This window comes from Streptomyces spongiae (assembly GCF_009377185.1).
Taxonomy (GTDB): Bacteria; Actinomycetota; Actinomycetes; order Streptomycetales; family Streptomycetaceae; genus Streptomyces; species Streptomyces spongiae.
Genome location: NZ_VJZC01000123.1, coordinates 1 through 21,045 on the forward strand (window position 1 = coordinate 1; position 21,045 = coordinate 21,045).

The 21,045-nt window shown below is 69.0% G+C and carries 13 protein-coding genes; 10 read left to right on the forward strand and 3 right to left on the reverse strand.

Annotated elements, in window-relative coordinates:
* Positions 1 to 8: 8 nt before the first annotated feature.
* The 5 genes from FNH08_RS18940 to FNH08_RS18960 all read left to right on the forward strand — a co-directional run bounded on the left by FNH08_RS18940 (position 9) and on the right by FNH08_RS18960 (position 10,757).
* Positions 9 to 503 carry an ATP-binding protein gene (locus FNH08_RS18940; protein WP_228034220.1) on the forward strand — a complete coding sequence of 165 codons (495 nt, stop codon included), beginning with the start codon at positions 9 to 11 and terminating at the stop codon, positions 501 to 503.
* Positions 504 to 603: 100 nt separating this feature from the next.
* Positions 604 to 951 (forward strand): hypothetical protein, encoded by a 348-nt coding sequence (locus FNH08_RS18945; RefSeq protein WP_152772676.1) that lies wholly within the window; start codon positions 604 to 606, stop codon positions 949 to 951.
* The gene (locus FNH08_RS18950) at positions 948 to 1,217 is read left to right on the forward strand and encodes a hypothetical protein (protein WP_152772677.1); all 270 of its coding nucleotides are present in this window, start codon (positions 948 to 950) and stop codon (positions 1,215 to 1,217) included. Before FNH08_RS18945 ends, FNH08_RS18950 begins: the two co-directional genes overlap by 4 nt.
* Before the next feature lie 103 nt (positions 1,218 to 1,320).
* Positions 1,321 to 8,379 carry a DEAD/DEAH box helicase gene (locus FNH08_RS18955; protein ID WP_152772678.1) on the forward strand — a complete coding sequence of 2,353 codons (7,059 nt, stop codon included), beginning with the start codon at positions 1,321 to 1,323 and terminating at the stop codon, positions 8,377 to 8,379.
* Positions 8,376 to 10,757 carry a UvrD-helicase domain-containing protein gene (locus FNH08_RS18960; protein WP_152772679.1) on the forward strand — a complete coding sequence of 794 codons (2,382 nt, stop codon included), beginning with the start codon at positions 8,376 to 8,378 and terminating at the stop codon, positions 10,755 to 10,757. The genes FNH08_RS18955 and FNH08_RS18960 overlap by 4 nt, the downstream gene beginning before the upstream one ends.
* Before the next feature lie 28 nt (positions 10,758 to 10,785).
* Here the strand turns inward: FNH08_RS18960 and FNH08_RS18965 are convergent, their stop codons facing one another.
* The 3 genes from FNH08_RS18965 to FNH08_RS18975 form a co-directional block, all read right to left on the reverse strand.
* Positions 10,786 to 12,216 carry a hypothetical protein gene (locus tag FNH08_RS18965; protein ID WP_152772680.1) on the reverse strand — a complete coding sequence of 477 codons (1,431 nt, stop codon included), beginning with the start codon at positions 12,214 to 12,216 and terminating at the stop codon, positions 10,786 to 10,788.
* Positions 12,210 to 12,824, reverse strand: a complete 615-nt coding sequence (locus tag FNH08_RS18970) for a hypothetical protein (RefSeq protein ID WP_152772681.1) — start codon at positions 12,822 to 12,824, stop codon at positions 12,210 to 12,212. The genes FNH08_RS18965 and FNH08_RS18970 overlap by 7 nt, the downstream gene beginning before the upstream one ends.
* 242 nt (positions 12,825 to 13,066) lie before the next feature.
* On the reverse strand, positions 13,067 to 13,600 hold the full coding sequence (locus tag FNH08_RS18975; RefSeq protein ID WP_152772682.1) for a protein kinase domain-containing protein: 534 nt from the start codon (positions 13,598 to 13,600) through the stop codon (positions 13,067 to 13,069).
* Between the two features lie 516 nt (positions 13,601 to 14,116).
* Between FNH08_RS18975 and FNH08_RS18980 the strand changes: the two genes are divergently transcribed.
* From FNH08_RS18980 to FNH08_RS19000, 5 genes are all read left to right on the forward strand, one after another.
* Positions 14,117 to 15,283: an ABC transporter substrate-binding protein gene (locus FNH08_RS18980; RefSeq protein WP_228034218.1), complete on the forward strand. Its 1,167-nt coding sequence runs from the start codon at positions 14,117 to 14,119 to the stop codon at positions 15,281 to 15,283.
* Positions 15,284 to 15,295: 12 nt separating this feature from the next.
* Entirely contained in the window at positions 15,296 to 16,195 is a 900-nt protein-coding gene (locus tag FNH08_RS18985) for a carbohydrate ABC transporter permease (protein ID WP_228034219.1), read from the forward strand.
* Positions 16,195 to 17,136 carry a carbohydrate ABC transporter permease gene (locus FNH08_RS18990; RefSeq protein WP_152772684.1) on the forward strand — a complete coding sequence of 314 codons (942 nt, stop codon included), beginning with the start codon at positions 16,195 to 16,197 and terminating at the stop codon, positions 17,134 to 17,136. The genes FNH08_RS18985 and FNH08_RS18990 overlap by 1 nt, the downstream gene beginning before the upstream one ends.
* The gene (locus tag FNH08_RS18995) at positions 17,133 to 19,757 is read left to right on the forward strand and encodes a beta-galactosidase (protein WP_322724816.1); all 2,625 of its coding nucleotides are present in this window, start codon (positions 17,133 to 17,135) and stop codon (positions 19,755 to 19,757) included. The genes FNH08_RS18990 and FNH08_RS18995 overlap by 4 nt, the downstream gene beginning before the upstream one ends.
* Before the next feature lie 96 nt (positions 19,758 to 19,853).
* Positions 19,854 to 21,045 (forward strand): ROK family transcriptional regulator (locus tag FNH08_RS19000; protein WP_265579779.1); only part of this gene is annotated, 1,192 nt, incomplete at its 3' end.

Sequence of the window (21,045 nt, forward strand, 5' to 3'; positions counted from 1 at the left end):
CCCCCCACCTGACGACCACGCAGCACCCCGCGGCCGACACGTTCGAGATGCGCTTCACCTCCACACCCCGCGGCGCCCGCCTCGCCCGCCGCCTGGTCGCCGTCCGCCTCGACGCGTGGGGAATCCCGTACGGCACCGAACCCCACGACGACATCGTCCTGATCGTCGCCGAGCTGACCGCGAACGCCGTACGCCACGGACACGTACCGGGCCGGGACTTCCACCTCCGCGTCCGCACCGCGCCGGACAGCGGAACCGTGCGTGTCGAGGTCACGGACCCCCGCTTGGAACGCCTCCCCAGGCGCCCCGCCGTCCCGGAATCCGCCGGTGCCGAGGAGACGGGCCGCGGGCTGGTCCTCGTAGCGGGCCTGGCTGCCCGCTGGGACTGGCACCCGCGCCCGGACGGACCGGGCAAGACGGTCTGGGCGGAGTACAGGTTCCCCGGTCCGTCCGTCCCCTGGTCCGCCGAGCGCGGCACTCGCCTGAAGGGGCTCGGCTCGTGACCGGGTCCTTCCTCGCCGCGATCAAGAACAGCTCGCAGTGGATCTTCGGCACCGGTACCGTCGTAAAGAAGCACGACACCCTGAGGAGCAGCCGCAGCCGATGACCGCAGTCCGCAAGATTCCCGCCACTCCGGAGGCCCTGCGGGCCGTCCTCACCGAGATCGCTCCGCACCGGCTCGCCGACTTCGACGAAGCGCGTGCCAAAGCCACGGGACAGGCCCGCGAGGCGACCGACCCCACCCCGCTCCGGATCTTCACCGAGACGTGGGCGGTGGAGGTCGCCATAGAACGGAACCCGGACGCCGCGGCCCGCCTGCGCACGCTGGAACACAAGGCGGACGTCGTCACCGATGTCGCGGAGGCGCGTGACATCGTTCGGCAGATCTCCGCCATCCGCCGGACCGCCGCCGTCGCTGCGGGAGTCCTCCCCGCGGACACCGCGCGGTGAGCGACGAGTGGACGTGGGACCACGCTTTCGCCGCCGAGGATCAACTGTCCTTTCCCAAGATCGTCCAAGACGAGGTCAGGGAAATGGCCGGGAAGATCACCGAGCTGGCCAACCTCGGGGTCGATCCGAACGACCTCGGCGAACCGGCAGGAAGAAGCGCGCGCCGGCATGTGCTGCCGTGCGGCGGCTGGTTCGAGACCCAGACCATTCCGCATGCCCGGTTCATCGCAGTGGTGCTGATCGTGCCACCGCCGCACCTCATCTGATTCCGGCGGGAGTGCGCGGCACTGTCGGACCCTCTCCGTAGAGTGGAACCTGATCGATTCCGATCGACGGGACGACATCGGGAGACGGGGGCCACAGCGCGTCATGAGACCCACACTCGCCGCGCAGACGCTGCGCGAGACGACGGTCGAGTACCTGACCACCACCTTCGCGCTGGCCGAGCCCGACACCCAGGACGCCCTCCAGGAGTTCCTCACCGACCCGGCCGACGGGCTCTTCCGCGGGCCCTATCTGCGGATCCGGCGTCCGTTCCGGCCGGCGGAGGACGGCTGGCAGCGCCATCTGGACTGGTACCCGACGGAGTTCCAGCCGTACGCGCACCAGGCCGAGGCCTTCGCCCGGCTGACCGGCAAGGACGGGCATCAGCCCGAGCCGACGCTGGTCACCACCGGCACCGGTTCCGGAAAGACGGAGTCCTTCCTCATCCCCGTACTCGATCACTGCCGGAGGGCCAAGGAAGCCGGCCGGTACGGGATCAAGGCGATCCTGCTGTATCCGATGAACGCGCTGGCCGGTGACCAGGCCGACCGGCTCGGTGACCAGCTGGACGACGACCGGCTCGCGGAGGTCACCGCCGGGCTCTACATCGGCGAGGCCTCGGCCGCGCGGGGTGCGGGGGCGTCGTACGGGCGGGTGATGGTGGACCGTGCGGAGATCCGTCGCAACCCGCCGGACATCCTGATCACCAACTACAAGATGCTGGACCTGCTGCTCCAGCGGCAGCAGGACGCGTCCCTGTGGCGGGACGCCGACCTCGCGTATGTCGTGATCGACGAGTTCCACACCTACGACGGGGCGCAGGGCACCGACGTGGCGATGCTGCTGCGCCGGCTCGCCGCCGTCGTCGGAGCCGCCGAGGAGGGACGGCCGCTCGGGTCCGTGTGCCCCGTCGCGACGTCGGCGACGCTCGGGTCGGGCGACAGTGCCGCCGGCGGGCCGCGGGCCATGCTGGACGTGGCCTCCCAGGTGTTCGGCGTGCGCTTTCCGGACGACGCGGTGATCGGTGAGGACCGCAGGGACATCGACGACTTCCTCTCCGCCGTCGATCACTCACTGCCCCTGCCGTCGCCCCACGAACTGGCCGAGCTTCCCGATCCCGTGCGGACGCCCGACGGTATGGACGCCGTCGCCCGGGCGACCGTCGGGTGCGACACGGCCGACCCGCGCGAGCTGGGGCGGCGGTTGCTGGCCCACCCGCTCACGCACGCGCTGTTGCGGTCGAAGGACGCTCCGCTGACGGCCGTCGAGGCGCTGGAGGCGTTCCCCGACACCTCGGCCTGGCGAGCGGTGGCGGCACAGGATCCCGAGAAGGCAGCCGCCGCCCTGGCTCGCTTCGTGGCACTGATCTCCGTGGCGCGCGATCCGAAGGCGCCCGCCGAGAAGGAGCGGCCGCTGCTGCTCGTGGAGACGCATCTGTGGCTGCGCGCACTGTCCCGGGTGCTGCGGTTCGTCGCGCCCGAGCCCGTCTTCTCCTGGTCGGACAAGGACCAGGCCGCCCTCGCCGCACAGGACAGCGCGGACGCCGAGCGGCAGGCCCTGGCCGTGGTCGCGCAGGCGGAGCGACGACAGTGGGAGCGGCGGCAGCGGGTGCGGCGCTCCGGCCGGCTGCCCGCCGCCTACTGCCGGCACTGCGGCCGCTCCGGCTGGGCCGCGATCACCCCGGACCGCAACCCGCAGAACCTCGTGCACGCGCCGGACGAGATCTACCGGGCCAGCGTGGCGCGCGGCGCCGCCAAGGGGCGTGTGCGCGCGATGATCGCGGCCACTCCGGCGGAAGCGGCCGAGCAGGCCCGTGCCATACTCGCCCGCCGCGCCCGGCGTGGCCGCCGGGGCGCCGCACATGACGCGACCCTGATGGTCCTGGAGGACAACGGCAAGGCGCTGCGCAGGCTGGACCCCGATGAGGTCCTGCTCGACGCGGATGCCATAGCTCTCGCCCCTGAGAACGGCGTCTACGTGTGGACCTGGTTCGACAACCAGGAGCGCAGCGAGTACGCGCAGCAGGACCGCTGCCCGGCCTGCGGGCAGGCGCAGGGCATCCGCTTCCTCGGTGCCGGTGTCGCCCCGCTCGCCTCGGTCGTCGTCACCCAGCTGTTCACGGGCGGCGAGCTGCCGTCCAAGGACGAGGAGGAGCGGGACCGCCGCAGGACACTGATCTTCAACGACTCGGTGCAGGACGCGGCACATCGCGCGGGGTTCGTCGCCAGCCGTGCCTGGAAGTTCTCCCTCCGCTCGCTCGTCCACGAGCAACTGGACAAAGGCGTCCGCACCAACCCCGGCTTCGCCGCCGACGGCGTTCCCCTCAACGAGCTGATCTCCTCCCTGGTCACCCGAGCCGCCGACCAGGAGCAGCGGCTGCTCGCCTCCGTCGTCCCGCCCGACCTGCATGACGTGGACCGGGTCAAGCGGCTGCTCGCCGGACGCAAACGCATCCCCGAGTCCACGTGGGAGCTGGTGGGCGAACGCCTCGCCTTCAACACCCTCCTGGAGTTCGGTCTCCACTCCCGCCTGGGCCGCACCCTGGAACTCACCCGCACGGTAGCCGCCGAAGTGCACCTGCCCGACCCGCGGAAGGCGGCCGAGGCGGCCGAAGCCCTGTTCCGCGTCCACGAGGAGGGGCTCATCCCACTGGCGGTCGAACCAGACGCCAAGGAAGCCGAGGACGGGGTCACGCCCGCGGCCGGGACACCGAGGCCGCCGAAGCTCCCCGCCGAAGACCCGGAACGGCTGCGCTACTTCGAGGGCTACGTCCGCGGGCTCCTGGAACACATCCGGCAGATCGGCGGCATCCACCACACCTGGCTCGACCCCTTCATCGACGAGGAGGGCCGCAACCGGCACTGGGTCACCACAGGACGCCCCGAAGGCATGCAGGCCTTCGGCTACAACTCCGAAGCCCCTGCCTTCGTCCTGGTCGGCGCAGGCAGCGGACGTACCGCCTTCGAACGCGTGGGCACCCGGGAGAGCTGGTACGTCGACTTCACCCAGCGCTGCCTCGGCCTGGACCGCGACACGGCGGGGGCCTATCTGGCCGACCTCTTCGACCGGCTGGCCGGCGACGACATCGGTGCGCTGGCCCGCCGCCGAACCAACCCGGCCGACAAGCAGCGCGGACACGGGGTGTACGGACTGAGCCCCGGGCACGTGCGCGTACGGCCCCTGACCGACGAACAGACCCGCCTCGCCGCCCTCACCTGCCCCGAGTGCGGCTGGACGCAGACCGTGCCGCCGGAACGCGCACCGGTGTGGCAGGGCATGCGCTGCCCCCTCAAGCGCTGCGACGGCAGTCTCACCCGGCCCTCCCTCGAGGCAGGCGGCAGGGCGGCCCGCGACCACCGCTTCGACTACTACCGGCGCCTGTACCGGGAGGCCGAGCCGTACAGCGTGGTCGCCGCCGAGCACACCGGCGTCCTCAAGCGCAGGGAACGCGAGGAGGTGGAGAAAGGTTTCCGGCGCGGCGTCAAGCACACCGACCCCAACGTCCTGTCCTGCACGCCCACCCTCGAACTCGGCATCGACATCGGCCAGTTGGAGGCGGTCATCCTCGCCTCCCTACCGCCGTCAACGGCCGGATACGTCCAGCGGGTCGGCCGCGCGGGCCGCTCCACCGGCAACGCGTTCATGGTGTCGTTGGCCGACACCAACCCCCGGGCGCTGTACCACCTCGCCGAGCCGCGGTACCTCATCGCCGGCCCCATCCAGCCGCCCGGCTGCTTCCTGTCCGCGGGTGAGCTGCTGTGCCGCCAGTACACGGCGTACCTGATCGACCGTGCCGCCCGAGGCGCCCTGGAAGGCGTGCCGCCGCTGCCGGACCGGGTGACCCAACTCCTCGGCCGTACCGGCTGGCTGTCGCTGTTCCGCAAGGCCGCGGTGGGCCGTGTGGACCTCGCGGAGGAGTTCCTGCGCCTGTTCCCCGAGATCGACGGTGTTCCCGGCTCGGGGACCTCCCGCGACGCCCGCAAGACCCTCCGGCGCTATGCGGAGAAGAAACTGGCGAAGGCATTGGACGACGCCGAAGCGGCGTGGGAGGCCGAGCGCGCCGAACTCGCCCAGCGCCGCCTCGCGATCGACGAAGCGGCCAAGTCCCTCCAGGAAGCCGTGGAGGACGAAGCACGGGAGAAACGCATCCTGGGCCGGGAAGCGGCCGGTGTCGTGAAGCGACTGCGCCAGCTCGGCCAGTCCGGAGCCCAGGGCTTCCTCGTCGAACACGGCCTGCTGCCGAACTACAGCCTCGTCGAGGACGGCGTACGCCTGGAGGCCATGCTCAGCTACAAGGAGCCCGCGAAGAAGCCGCGCGGCGGGGAGGGCGAGCAAGGAACCCCCAAGTCGCGCTGGAGCAGCGACCCGCGTGTCTACGACCGCCCCGCCGAAGCGGCCCTCACCGAACTCGCCCCGGGCAACGCCTATTACGTACGGGGCTACCGGCACGTCGTCGACGGCTTCGACCTCGGCCCCAGCAGGCAGGACGACCCGGACGGCACCCCTGTCGGACTGCTGACCTGGCGTGTGTGCCAGGAGTGCGGACACGTCCGCACCGGTGACCGTGCCGAGCACGACACCTCGCCCTGCCCACGCTGCGGCGGCCGCGGCATCGGCGGGCGCACGGCCCTGTACCGGGTGGTGGTGCCCCGCAAGGTCACCGCCCACGACAAACGGGACGACGCGCGGATCATCGACGACCACGACAGCCGCACCAGGACCCCCTACACCACCGTCACCGCCGTCGACGTCGCTCCGGCCGACATCAAGCAGACCTGGCGGCATCAGAAGACCACCTTCGGCGTGGACCACGTCCGCGAGGCCGTCATCCGCCGCTTCAACCTCGGCAGGTCCCGGCACGGCCGGCGCAACGACACCTTCTTCGCCGGCGCGAACGTGGCCGTCACTGGCTTCAGCGTGTGCCCGAAGTGCGGCGGCGCCACCGACAAGGAGCCCGGCCACGGCCCCACCCAGGACTCGGCCGGCCAGTCCCTGCTCGGCCGGGCCGAGATCGCCCACCACCGGCCCTGGTGCGCTGTCCGGCGCCGGGACAAGCAGGCACGCCCCCAGGACGTGCCGGTGATCACCGCCACCGAACACCGCACGGAGGCCCTGCGCATCCTGCTGCCCGCCGCCACACTGAACGTGCCGGAACGCCTCGCCTCCTTCTCGGCGGCCCTCCACCTCGGCCTCGCCATCCGCTACGGCGGCGACCCGGCCCACATCCGCTCCACACCCGCCACGGAACCCGACCGCGAGACCGACCTCACCCGCAACTACCTGGTGCTCTACGACGCCCTTCCCGGCGGGACCGGCTATCTGCAGCGCCTGGTGGACCGCGACGGCGAGGAGTTCCGCGCCGTGCTCGCCGAGGCCCAGAGCCGGTTGCGGGAGTGCCCCTGCAAGGACACCCCGCGCCGCCGTGCCTGCCACCGTTGCCTGCTCGGCTACGCCCCCGAGCGCGAGTACGAGGACGTCGACCGGCAGGAAGCCCTGTGGATGCTGGACAGCCTGCTGGGCGCCGACGGCGAAAGCGGTTGGGACGTGCGCAAGGAGTCCGCCGAGGCCGAACTGCGCTTCGCCGACCAGGCGGAGAGCGATCTGGAGCGCCGCTTCATCGAATGCCTCGACCGCTGGCTCGAGGCCCCCGGGAACGAGGCTCCGGCGGATCACGCCTCCACCCCCACGGGCAGGAACGGCAAGCAGTTCACCCTCGCCCGGCCGGATGGCGGACAGGTCCGCTGGGAGGTCGTCGCCCAGAAGGACCTGCACGGCTACCGCACCCGCCCGGACCTGCTGTTCCGTCCCATCGCCGGAGAGACGACCAGCGACGGGGCACCGCCGCTGCCGATCGCCGTCTACCTCGACGGCTACCGCTGGCACGCCTCGTCCCGTACCAACCGGATCGCCGCCGACGCGGCCAAACGGGCGGGGCTGCGCGCTGACGGGATACTTGTCTGGCAGATCACCTGGGACGACGTCGCCGCCTGGGACCGCGCCCTGAAGGACGCTCCGGCGCCGGACCCCGACGCGGCTCCCGACCCGCTCGACGCCGTCATCGCCGGATCCGACGCCGACGCGGCCTGGCCGCCGTACGACGTCACGACCCCTTCGGGCCCCGGCGCGTTGGTGCGCGAACAGTGGCGCAAGGCGCGGCGCGACCCCGGTGAAGTGGACACGCTCCTGTACGGCGGGGCGATCCCCTCATTCCTGGGCTTCCTGCGTGACCCGCGGCTGGGCAAGTGGCAGCAGCTCGCCCAGCTCGCCGTCAGCGCTCCCGCTGCCCTCCGCAAGCGGGGCCTCGTCGACGCGGATCCGGCCGGTGCCGTGGGATGGGTCGAGGCCGCCGTCCGCGGCGACTCCACTCCGGATGTCACCGGGCAGGGGCTCAAGCTGCTCCGCTTCCAGGACGGTTCGGGGATGCCGCTCGTCATCGCCGGGGCCCGGCGCCCCGACGGCAAGGGCCTGCGGTGGAGCGCGCTCGCCGTCCTCGACGACCGGCCCGAAGCCGTCGAAGGAGACCGCGCGGAGCACCGGCGTCGCTGGAAGGCCTGGCTGTGCTGGGGGAACATCATCCAGTTCCTCGACCCCACCGGCGCCGGACAGGCCGACGGACTCGCGCTCGCCCTCACCACGCTCGACACCTTCGACGCCTCGCTGCTCGCCGCCACGGCGGGCCCGGTCGGCGGCCTGTTGCCCGCACTGCGCGACGAAGCACCGGGTACGGGACTGGACCGGCCCGAGGACCAAGAGGAGCAGGCGGCCGACGGACCTGCGGACCCGGAGGGAGCAAAGGAACAGGACGCGGTTCCGACGGCCCCCGAACTCGCCGCGGACATGACCCCGCTGGAGCGCACCGCATGGCAACTGGCCCTGGGGGAACTGACCGAGTGGGGTGATCCGGAGGTCGCCGCGTTCGCCGAGCGCCTGGCAGCACGTGGAGACGTGCCGGCGGGTAGGCCGAGTTGGGACGTCGACGGCGTGTCACGCACCGTCGAACTCGCCTGGCCGGGCCATAAGATCGGCGTTGTCCTGGCAGAGGACGCCGAGGACACGGAGTACATGGCGCAGTGCATGGCGGCGGGCTGGCACGTACGTGCGCCGGACGGCTGGGACGTTGAAGAACTCGCCCGTCTGCTGGGCGAGGAGGGGGTCGCGGGATGAGTCATGGGGCAGGTCGTCCGCTGGGCCGGGGCAGGACTCGGGTGCAGGTGGGCCGACAGGCCCACGAGGACATGCACCGCAGGGGCGGGGCCGTGGACGACGCCGTCGGCGAGTTCGTCCACCGGCTGCGCGCCGACCGGGCCAACCGGGCCCTGCGCCTGTCGTTCCTGCGGGCCGCGGGAGACAACGGCGACCTGTATCTCGCGCACGCCGGCACCCGCTGCACGCTTCTGCTCCTGTCCACGGACGACGGGGACGAGATGCGCGTCCTCGCAGTGCGCGACGGGGCCCGGGCCCGCGAGGAACTCACACGGCTCACCGTGGAGATCAACCCGGTCTCGGGTGCCGTCGAAGTCGTCGACCAGAGCGAGGTCAGCGCCAACGTCGTGGCCCTGGCCGACCGATCCGAGACCGCACCGGACGCCCCCACACCCGAGGCGACGGCCCCTGCACCGACCAGCACCCTGCGGACTCCGCTCTTCGCCCAGTACGACGACCGGACCCTGGTCGACCTTGGTGTGGTCTCATCCCTGCTGCCGGCGCTCCGCAAGGTCACCACGGACGAGCAGTTCGAGAAACTCCTCACCCACAACCTTCCGGAACTCACCCGCGACGTCCTCCTCGCCCTGCGCGACCGCGTGGACCCGGAGGACGTGCAGCGGGACATCACGGCCAAATGGCGTCCAGATGAGAACGTCAACCCCCATGACTGGGCGCGAGCCGCCCAACGTGCCGTCTCCCAGGTGGAAACCGACGACGACGCCGTCCTCGGCGCGCTGGGCAAGAGCTTCGACGCCTGGCGGCTGTTTCTCCACCCCGAGCAACAGCGCCTGGCCACAGGCGACTTCAAGAGCTCGGCGAAGGTGACCGGAGGCCCGGGCACCGGCAAGACGGTCGTCGCGCTCCACCGGGTACGCCACCTCGTCGACCGACTGACACCCGGCCACTCCCGCCCAGTGCTGCTCACCAGCTACAACACCAATCTTGCCCTGGACCTCAAGGAGCGGCTGCGCCAGCTGGGCGGCGACGAACTGCTGCGCCGCGTCGACGTCAAGTCGGTTGACGCACTCGCCCGCGAGATCGTCCAGGAGTCCCGCCTGCCGCTGGGCCTGCCCATGGACGACGACGCGGCCATGAACCTGTGGCACACCGTGCGTACCGAGACGGGACTGTGGGAGTACGACGCCGACTTCCTGGACGCCGAGTTCAAACACGTGATCCTCGCCGGCGGATGCGGCAGTTGGGACACCTACCGGCGCGTCAGCCGCTCGGGACGCCCGCGCATCAGCCCGGCCCAGCGCCACAAGGTGTGGCAGCTCGTGCAGGCGTACAAGGCCCACCTGGAAGCACCGCCGCGGCAGACGACTTACGCGCTCATCGCCGACCGGGCAGCCGACCTCGAACGCCGGCGCATGGACCGCGTCGAGACACAGGCACGCTACAAGGACGAGCAGGGCGGCCGCGATCTCGTCCACCGGGAAGCGGGCAGTGGGATGTGGCTGAGGCCCCGCTACCAGCACATTGTTGTCGACGAGGCCCAGGATCTGTCCGCCTCCCACTGGCGCATGCTGCGCGCCATGGTCCGCAAAGGGCCGAACGACATCTTCCTCGTCGGAGACGCCCACCAGCGCATCTACGGCAGCCGGGTCGTCCTCAGCCACCAGGGCATCGAGATCCGCGGCCGTGCCTCCCGCCGTCTCACCCTCAACTACCGCACCACCCGCCAGATCCTGGGCAGCGCCAACCGCCTGATCGAAGGATCGCCCTTCGACGACCTCGACACCGGAACCGACAACCTCAACGGTTACCGGTCCGTGCTGACCGGGCTGGCTCCTCAGTTCTGGCGCGCGCCTGACCGGCTGACAGAGATGCGTGCCGTCGCGACGCTCATCAAAGAGCGTCACGACATCCACGGCACGCCTTACTTCGCGATGGCCGTCAGTGTCCCTGACGGCGGCTCCGCCACGGAGTTCGCCGGCATCCTGGGCAGTGAGCCGTACTCCCTTCCGGTTGTGGAGATGGGCAAGGGCGGTGTGCCCGCGGACTCCGACGCAGTGCGTATCGGCACCATGCACCGTTTCAAGGGGCTCGAATTCCAGCGCGTCTTCCTGACCTCAGTAGGTGACGGACAAGTGCCGCATCAGCGCATTGAGCAGTATCGACTGCAGAATCCGGACCGCTACCGCCAGGAGGAACAGCGGGCGCGCTCACTGGTGTTCGTCGCGGCCACCCGCGCTCGTGACGAACTCGTCGTCACATGGAGCGGCAGAGCCAGCCGCTTCCTGCCGCCGGACGCGGACGGTACCGCGTACCGCGCCACGGACCTTCTCCGGCAGGACGGGCCGCCGTCCGGTTCGTCGGGATCCAATGCGGCTTGACCAGGACTCGCCCCACGTGGTGGAGCGGCTATTCCTCGAACAGATCCGGCTGGGACCAATGCTCGTCGGAACCCGACCTTCCACCCAGCAGAATCTCCAGCTTGTGGGCACCTTCGTCACCGAGTTCGGTGAGCAGGGACAGCGCGGTGCCGACGAGTTCCGCATAGGGCACCTTGGTGCGGGCACCCGGCGGGCTCACGGTCCGGTGGATGAAGCTGCACCGCAGTTTGACGCCGTCGCCGCACAGAGCCGTCGCCTCCACCACACCTTCCTCGCGGCCAAGGGCGTCGCTGATCCCCTGCAGTTGCGGATCGTGTGTCACATCCTCACCAGTACCGTCGTATCCGATGGTCCGGTTCGCTGTGATCATTCGGAACCCGGTCACCGGCGTTCGGAAACGACTCGCCCGTGCGCGGACTTCGTCGAGCAGGGGCACCGGGTACTCCTCCGGCATCTGGAGATCCCTGCGGCTGTCGCCGACATAGGCAACCTGGCCGGGAACATGAAGCCCGAGCCGCCCGTCGCGCACCGACCATTGCCAGGGATGTGTCGCCCGGTCCGATACTCCAGCGTGCTCGTCACTCACGACCATGCAGACATGCCCTGTCCACCTGTGAACAGTGCTCCTCATGAAGTGCTGAAGATTTGCCGAGGCGGAGACCCCGGACGCCAGCAAGGTCCTCAGATCGGTCAGTGGCGAGACACGTTGCCAGAACGACTCCTCGGGAATTTCTTCGGAATTCAGGAGCAGACCCAGAGACACCGCATCCAGCGACGTCCTGCGAGGTACGCCGCCGGGGAACTCCAGCAGGCTCCGTCCGCCGCCCTGCCAGAGAGCGGCCAGAAAAGTGGTCATCCGCTGCCCGACGGCGGGCACGATGCTGTGCTCCACGGAGTCGACTGCTTTCCTCGTCGAGATGCGGTTTCCCGCACGTGCTCCGGAAACACCTTCGTCCACGTCGGCCAGGAACCGGCGCACCGCAGAGCCGTCCATGACACCATGCCCGCCCTCCACCAACGCGTCGGACGCCAGTGTTGCGGTCGAACGCCATGGTGCCTGTGACGGCAACTCACCCAGTCCCGACGGCGCCAGCACCAACGCCTCGGTCTCCGCCACGTGGACGAGTCGGCCCAACTCCTCCCCAGCGGGGAAGTCCTCCAACGGAATGATCAACGGAAGGCTCTTGGGGGACATCAGTGAAACTCCTGCGGCAAGAATGTCAGGGTTGACCGAGGCGCGCAGGTAGACGGGGCGCGCTTCTGCCTGATTACCGCTGCCCCACTCCATGACAAGATCTGGAACGTATGAGTGGTTGAAGTAATCGGTTCGCACGATCCGGGCCCTGGGGTAGGCCCCCTGCAAGCGTCGTTGTACGACGTCTTTAACCCGATCGACAGCCCGTCGTGGGTCCAGGTGGTCCAATGCCTGGGTGATTTCGAGCGCGGCCCCCGTCACCATGACATGTCCTTCTGCTTGGTGCAGTGCTCAGCGACGACGGCGCGCCACTCGTCCAGCGGGACCAGCTGCTCTTGCCGCTCGGACATGACGAGCGGTTTCCACAGCCGTTGTGTCAACTCCTCGACCACATCGCCCTTGATCAAGCCGACGGCCTCATCAGGGTCATCGGTACCCAAGACCCGTGTGCTCTGCCCGAGAACGGCTCGGCGAATCTCGTCCTGTGACGCGAGCTGATCCCACTCCGAGGCGCGGAAAGGAGCCCAACTGATCCACAGAAAATGCTCGCTCAGTGCATGATGCTCGGCCAGGGCCACATAACACTTGGCAAGATAGGCGCGGTACTCGGTGCCCTGATCGCTTGCATTCTTACGCCATTTCACTTCGGCGCAGAACATTTCCCCATCCCACTCCCCGCCCCGAAACAGCCCTCCGAGGTCGTAGGAGAACTCCCGCCGGTCGCCGTGCGGCCAACGTAGTGTCAGTCGCCTGGCCCACGATCTGTTGCTGACGTTCGTATACGCCTGGGAGACTCTCATCGTCGCCTCAAGCCACGTCTTGGCTCTCTCCACCGCCTCGGCACCCACCAAGTGCGCATCTTCACCAGGCATGTCAACAGCCTAGCCTCGTATGACACTTTCGTGTAGATCGCAAATATCGTCCCCTCATGCACCGCTGTTCCAGGGTCGGCGAAGTGGCCCTGACGGCCTGATGCCCCGTGGAGAGAGGGCCGCTGGACACCAGTTGGCCTTGGGCTCCGAAATGCGGCAGCAACGCCACTCGCCGGCCGCCATCGACCACAAGGACCGCCGCCCCAGCACGTGCGGGGTGACGTGGCCACCGAAAAGCGAGGTCAGGTTCGCGCCTGCTGGTGGCCATGTAGCTCAAGGGCTGGGCGGTTGATCCGACAGTAGGCGACATCCACCAAGTTTGCCCCAGGAATGATCACTCCTTCTCCTCTTCCATGTCGGGTGAGTGGGCACCTGAAGGGCAGGTCGGCCGCGTGATACATAGCGAATTCCATCAGCTGTGACGGGCGGACAGCCCTCGTGCCGTTCGGACCGAGCAGGATGTTTGCCGGTTTGAGGTCTCGGTGCAGCAGCCCCTGCCGGTGCACATGCGCCAGTCCCTCGGCGAGTGTCGCACCGAGCGCCAGGACGAGCACGGAGGATAGGGGACCGTGCGTCGTCACGAACCTGCCCAGGTCCGAACCCTCCACGTACTCGGTGGCCAGCCAGGGTTGCTCCGTATCGGCGTCCGCGTCCAAGAGGTGCGCGATGCGGGCTCCCCAGATCGTCTTCAGGGTCTCGATCTCCTGCGCGAAGTGCAGTCGGGCTGTGGAGTCGACGGTCGACGACTTGATCACCTTGACCGGCGCCGGTTCCATGGCCGGGACTCACCAAGGTGCACCTGAGCCGATCCGCCCGAGCAGCTCGGAGCCCGCCGGTGGGGCAGCGGAAGTTCGGCAACAGGCTAACCGATCGGGCCGACGACAGGCCGGTTGGCCGACTTCCACGAATCGCGCAGCTGTCCCCGGCGTACAGCCCGACTCGTCTGCCAATTGAACTCTGACCTGCGTTTATCGCAAGGTTGGGGCTCTTTCGCATGTCACGTGCACCATTGTCCCGCTCTGTGGTGTGCGGCTGACGTGTCACTGAAACCCACGTGAAACAAGGTCTTGTCGCCGACTTAAAACAACGGTTAGTTTAACCGCCACTCGAAGCCCGCACCGATCGTCGGGCGGTCTCCAGGGCGTGTGCACACTTCAGGGAAAGGCAGTGCCGTGACGCTTGACAGAGCACAGTTTTCGCGACGGGGTTTTCTGGGGCTGGGAGTCGCGGCGGGCGTCATCACGCTCACGGCGTGCGGGTCCGGCAGTGGTTCGAGCGATGAGCCGCTCGTGATGACCGTGTGGGGTGGGGAGACCGACCGGGCCACGTACCAGAAGCGCATCAACCTGCTGGTGAAGAAGTACCCCGACCTGAAGGTGAAGCTCCAGCTGATCCCGTCGGACTCGTACCCGCAGAAGGTGCAGACGATGATCGCGGGCGGTAAGGGCCCGGACATCATGCAGGTCGCGGAGAACGTCAACGTCTACTCGAGCAAGAACCAGCTCCGGCCGCTCGACGACCTCGTCAAGAGCGCGGGGGTTGACCTGGCGGAGCGGTTCGGGGGGATCGGGTCGCTCTACTCGTACCAGGACAAGGTCTACGCGATACCGGACCGTTCCGGCGCGATGATCGTGTACTACAACAAGACTCTTTTTGAGAAGAAGGGCATCAAGGCGCCTACCGCTGAGTGGACTTGGGACGACGCCCTTGACGCGTTCAAGGAGTTGACCAGCAAGGGCAAGACGTGGGGCTACGGGGGCGCGGGCTGGTGGCCCCAGTGGTGGAGCTTCGCGTACCAGAACGGTGGCGCCATCATCGACGCGAACGGCAAGCCGGCGGTGGACAGTGACGAGGTCGTCGAGGCGCTGCAGTGGGCGGGTGACCTGGTCTTCAAGCACGGTGTGGTGCCGACGAAGGCGCAGTACGCCGACATGGGCACAGATGTGGGGGGTGACCAGGCCTTCGCGGCCGGAACCGTCGCGGTCAACGCCACCGGGTTCTGGGCCATCGCCGGTCTCACGGACACCAAGTTCGAGTGGGACATCGCGCCGATGTGGCGCGGCGAGAAGCAGGCCGTGTCCTCCTTCGGAAGCGGCCTCGCCATCTCCCGTACCGCGAAGAACCCCGACAAGGCGTTCAAGGCGATCGACTTCCTCACCTCGCCGACCGCGCAGCAGCAGATCATCGCCACCGGCGAGGACGTGCCGGCCAACCTCGAGGTGCAGAAGAGCGAGGCGTTCCTCAAGCCGGCGTGGATGAAGTCGACTGTCGACATGGGTGTGTTCGGCGAGTCGAGCTCCTTCCTCTTCAAGGCGCCGTTCATTCCCGAGTGGAACGAGATGCAGGCGGCGATCGACACGGAGCTCGCTGATTTCTGGCTGGGGAAGGAGAAGAGCGCCAAGAAGGCGCTTACCGCGCTCCAGAAGAGCCTTGAGTCCATCGTCAAGCCCGCTGGCTGACCGACGATGGCCATGTCGAGGCTCCGGCGCCGTGAGGCGCTCTGGTTCTATGCGTTCGTCTCGCCCTGGGTGATCGGGTTCCTCGTGTTCCTGCTCGGACCGATGATCTCGTCGATCTACCTCTCGATGACGGACTGGGACTCCTTCACCCCGCCCAAGTGGGTCGGTCTGGACAACTACGTCAAGCTGCTGACCGAGGACCCCGTGTTCTGGAAGGCCCTCGGGAACACCTTCCACTACGCGGCGATCTCCGTCCCGCTCGGACTGCTGATCGGGCTGTGGCTCGCGAACCTGCTCAACAAGCAGGTCCGTGGCCGCAAGTTGTTCCGCACCCTGATCTACCTGCCGACGCTCGTCCCGTTGGTCGCCGCGTCGATGGCCTTCCGGGTGGTGCTCGCCCCGTCGGGTCCGCTCAACGACGTTCTCGGGTGGGTCGGTATCTCCGGGCCGCAGTGGCTGCTCGACCCGGGCTGGGTGAAGTACGCGCTGATCCTGCTGTCGGTGTGGGGCGCCGGCAGTGCGACCGTCCTGCTGCTCGCGGCCATGAGGGGCATCCCGCAGGAGCTGTACGAGGCGGCCGAGATCGACGGCGCCGGACCGGTGCGCCAGTTCTGGAGCATCACCGTGCCCCAGTTGACCCCGGTCATCTTCTTCAACCTCGTGATGGGGCTGATCGCGGCGTTCCAGGTCTTCTCGCAGGTGTACATCCTCACCCCGAAGGCCTCGCAGCCCGGTACCTACAACGCGAGCCAGACGACGGTGCCGTACCTCTTCGACCAGGCCTTCTCCTACTACCACATGGGCTACGCGTCGGCGATCTCGTGGCTGCTGTTCGCCGTGATCCTCGTGTTCACCCTGCTGGCCTTCCGCACCACCCGCCGCTGGGTGTTCTACGAGACCGAGGTGAAGTGATGGCGACCGTCGTATCCGCCGGCGCGCCGCAGAAACAGCACGGCGAGAAGCACCAGGACGACGGCGCGAAGCGCACGAGCGACGCGCCCCGCGTACTGCGGGTGTTCCGGGCGACGCCGTTCACCTACGCGACCCTGATCGTCGTGTCGGCGATCCTCTCGACGCCGCTGGTGTTCGGCGTGTCGATCGCGCTGTCGAGCGACCAGACGGTGAGCACCAACGCCTTCACGATCTTCCCGAGCGAGTTCCGCTGGGAGAACTTCACCCGGGTGTTCGGCAGTGATCTGCCGATGGGCCGGTTCCTGGTGAACTCGCTGATCATCTCGGTCGGTTCGGTCATCGGGCAGATGGTGTCGAGCGGGCTGGTGGGGTACGCGTTCGCGCGACTTCGGGCCCCCGGCAAGAACGTGATGTTCCTCGTCGTCATCGCCACGATGATGATCCCTACGCAGATCACGATGATCCCGCAGTTCATCCTGTTCAAGGACCTGGGCTGGGTGAACACCTATCTGCCGCTGATCGTGCCGAACTTCTTCTCCAACGCCTTCAACGTCTTCCTGGTACGGCAGTTCGTCTCCCGCCTGCCCAGCGAGCTCGACGAGGCGGCCATGGTGGACGGGCTCGGGTTCTTCGGCATCTACCGGCGCATCATGCTCCCCATGCTGTGGCCCGTGCTGATCGCGATCGGCATCTTCACCCTGACGTACAACTGGGGTGACTTCATGGGGCCGTTGATCTACCTCAACGACGAGTCGAAGATGCCGTTGGCGTTGGGCGTGCAGTACATCACCACCACGGGAGTGGCGGGTCAGCCGCCGCCGTGGAACCTCGTCATGGTCGGCTCGATCCTGCTCACGCTGCCGATGATCGCCGTCTACTACCTCGGTCAGCGGTACCTGTACGAAATGGACATCAGCGGCGGAAGCGCGGGGGTCAAGTGAGTCGTCCGACGGCAGTTGTCAGCAGTGCCATTGAGCTCGACGCCCGGGGTATCCGGATCGAGGGAAGCCCGTGTGTGATTCTGTGCGCGTCGCTCTTCTACTTCCGCCTTCCGCGGGAGCAGTGGCGCGCACGGCTCGAACAGGTACGGGCCTCCGGGTACACCTGCGTGGACGTCTACCTGCCCTGGAACTTCCACGAGACCGCACCCGGCCGCTGGTCCTTCGAGGGCGGACGCGACGTCGCCGCCTTCCTGGATCTCGCGCAGGAGACCGGGCTGTACGTCATCGCGCGGCCAGGGCCGTACATCTGCTCCGAGTGGGACGGCGGCGCGCTGCCGGCCTGGCTGGGCCTCGACCCGGAGTTGAGGGTCCGTCAGAACGAGCCGCGCTTCCTCGCCCAGGTCACCGCGTGGTTCGACCAGGTGCTGCCGCTGCTCGCCGAACGCCAGTATCCGGCCGGCGGCCCCGTCATCATGGTGCAGTTGGAGAACGAGCTGGACTTCTTCGACTGCGTGGACCGCGTGGGATATATGACCTCCCTGCGTGACCAGGCGATCGGTCATGGCATCACCGTGCCGCTGATCGCCTGCTCCGGGCAGGGCGACATCGAAGGAGCCACCGGGAACGTCCCCGGCGTCGTACCGGCGTGCAACTTCTACCCGGACGACGACTCCCCGGACATCGAGCCCGAGGTACGGCGCTACGCCGAGCTCCTGGCCGATCGTGATCTGCCGCTGCTCATCACCGAGACGAACCGGCGCCACCGCACGCTGCGGCGGCTCCTGGCGAGTGGCGCCTCGCTGATCGCGCCCTATCTCCAGTCGTCCGGCTGGAACTTCGGGTACACCCCGTCCACCGGGAACTGGGGCGCCCCTGGCAACTTCATGAGCCACGGCTACGACTTCGGCGGGTACGTCTCGTCGACCGGTGCCGAACGGCCCGAGTTCGCCCAGGGCCAGGTGCTCGCGCGGGTCATCGACACCCTCGGTTCGAGACTGGCGCTCGCCACCTCGACCGTGCCGCGTGTGCCGGTGGCCGCCGACTTCCCGACCAGTTCGTCGCCATCGGCCCTGGACCTCGACGGAGGTGGGCAGCTCATCGTCGTACCTCATCTCGGTACGGCGGATACGGAAGAGAATGCGGGTACGGAAAAGGACGCGGGTACGGCCGTCGTGAACGGCGTGCCGGTCGCCGTCGCCCCGGACTCGTGTCCGCTGATGCTGGTGGACGTACCGCTGCGGCCCTGGGGTTACGACGGGACGCTCGCCCTCGCGTCCGCGGATCTGGTGGCGGCGGCGGACGGCGTGCTGACGTTCTCGTCCGAGGTGGCGGTCACCGTCGTCCTGGGCGGAAGCCGGGTCGAGATCCCGGCGCCGGCCGTCGGTGCGCCCGAGCGGACGACCGTCGACGGGCTGACGTTCGTCGCGCTGGCACCGACCGACGCCGCACGCCTCCGCGCGACGGACCGGGACGGCACGGTGCATCTGACCGACGCACCACCCCTGCGGAGCAGGAGCACGACGCCGCCCACCGTCGTACGGGAGGACGTGCGGCGGCGAGCGGCCGTCGCCCCCGAGGCGCAGGCGGGCGCGCACGAGCTGCCTCCCACGCTGGAGTCGCTCGGTGTGTACCGGGGGCGTGGAACCTACCGGACCACGGCGGATCTGACGGGCGTCGACGAACTGCTGCTCGTCGGCGGGGCGGACATCGTCGACCTGTCGGTGGCCGGGCGGGTGCATCCGACGATCGCCGGATTCGGTGCGGGCCGGCGGATCGACGTGCGTGAGGCGACCGGTCGTGTCGCCGTCGAGGCCGTCGTGGAGATCTGGGGGCACGCGAACTTCGACGACGCGCGCCTGCCGGCCCTCCGCCTCGGCGCACTGCGTGGACTCGGCACCCTGTGGGCGGTCCGGGACGTGACGGACGTGTCGGCGTTGTGGTCGGTGCACGGACACTGGGCGGGCCTGCCCGCGCCGACCCGCGTGCTCGGCGGTTGGAGCAGCACTCGTGTCGGCCTGCCCGTCACCTATACGCGCGACATCCGGTCGGACACCGCGTCGGCGCTGCACCTGCGGGGTGTGGTCGAGCCGTTGCGCGTGAGCGTGGACGACGGCGAGCCGCGTACCGTCACCGCCGAGGACCCCTGGGTCCTGCTGTCCGCCGGAACCCATCAGCTCTCGGTCACGATGCCGCACCACCCCAGTGGCGGTGGTCTGCATGCCGAGTTGCTCGCCCTCGATCCGGTCACAGACTGGACGTGCGCCGTACAGGACGACGACCTGCTGACCGGGTTCGCCGCCGGGGCCGGCCCCGCTCAGGAGGTCCACCTGCCGCTCGCCCTGGAACCGGGAGAGGAGGCGTGGCTCGACGTCGACCTGCCGCCGTCCGACGACGGTTTCCTGGTGCGCCTGGACGGGTCGCAGATCCGCGTGACCGGATGGGCCGCCGGGGAGTGCGTGGGTCGTGTCTGGGTAGGTGATCGGCCTACCTTCTCCGGCGGTGATTCGAACATACTATGGATCCCGTCAGGCTGGTCCGGGCTGACCCTGTTGGTACGGGGCGCCGCCGGGCCGGGCGATCCGGAGCTCCGTACACTGCGGCTGGAGTCTCCAGACGGCTGAGGCGGCTGAGACGGCTGAGACGGCTGAGGGGGAATGGTGGCGCGGCGCACGGCCCGGGATCTTCGGAACGAGAACCGGTTCGAGGTTCTGCACGCTTTGTTCGAACTCGGACCGTCCACCCGTCAGGAGCTCGCCAAGCACACCGGACTCAGCCCGGCGACCGTGGCGACACTGGTCACCGAGTTCCTGTCCGAAGGTGTCCTGCGCATCGCCACGGTGGAGAACAACACCGGGGGACGGCCGCAGGAGCGGCTCAGCATCGACCCCGACCGCGGCCGCATCGTGGGCGTCGACGTCGCCGAGACCTACGTCGACGCCACGGTGTACGACCTCGCGCTCGGCACGCTCGGCCACGGCGAGGTCGCGCTCGACGAGCACGAGAACGACCCCGCCTACGTCGTCGACGGGGTCGTCCGCGCGATCGAGTCGGCCGTCGCGGCCGGGGAAGCCGAGCACGAGCACATCATCGGTGTCGGTGTCAGCATGCCGGGTCATGTCCATCCCGAGGCCGGCGTCTCGGTCTTCGCGCCGAACTGGGACTGGCGCGACGTACACATCGAGAAGATGCTGGCGCACAGCCTCCTGGTCCCCGTGTATGTCGACAATCCGCTGAAGGCGGTGATCCTGTCCGAAATGTGGTTCGGTGCGGGGCGCGTCGTCGACACCATGGCCGTCGTCAACCTCGGCACCGGCGTCGGCACCGGCATCGCCATCGACGGTTCACTGATCCGCGGCAGCACCAACAACGCCGGTGAATGGGGCCACACCCTGCTGCAGTTGGACGGCCGACCGTGCCGTTGTGGTCGGCGCGGCTGCGTCGAGGCGTATCTCGGCGCACCTGGTCTGCGGACGACCCTCGCGGAGATCGACCCGGGCCACCCCACCCTGCGGCAGTCACGGCAGCGTGACTTCGTCGAGGCGGTCGCGGACGGCCTCGCCGCGGGCGACCCGGCACTGAGGGACCTCGCCCAGCGCACCTCGCACTACCTCGCCGCGGCCCTCGGCGACCTGGTCAACATGCTCAACGTCCCCAGCGTCACCCTCACCGGCTGGGCCTCCAAGGCCCTGGCCGAATGGCTCCTCCCCGCGGTGCGCGAGGAACTCGTCCACCACGTCCTGCCCGGCTCGCTGCCCCGCCTCACCGTCGAGCCGTCCCAGGTCCCCGGCAACGCCGTGACCCTCGGCATGGCGGCCTTCACACTGCAGCAGTTCCTCACGCGACTGGGGCTGGCGAGCCCGGCGGGGACCCGGCCGTGGTCGGACCGTGGGCGGGGGATCGGTCCATCGG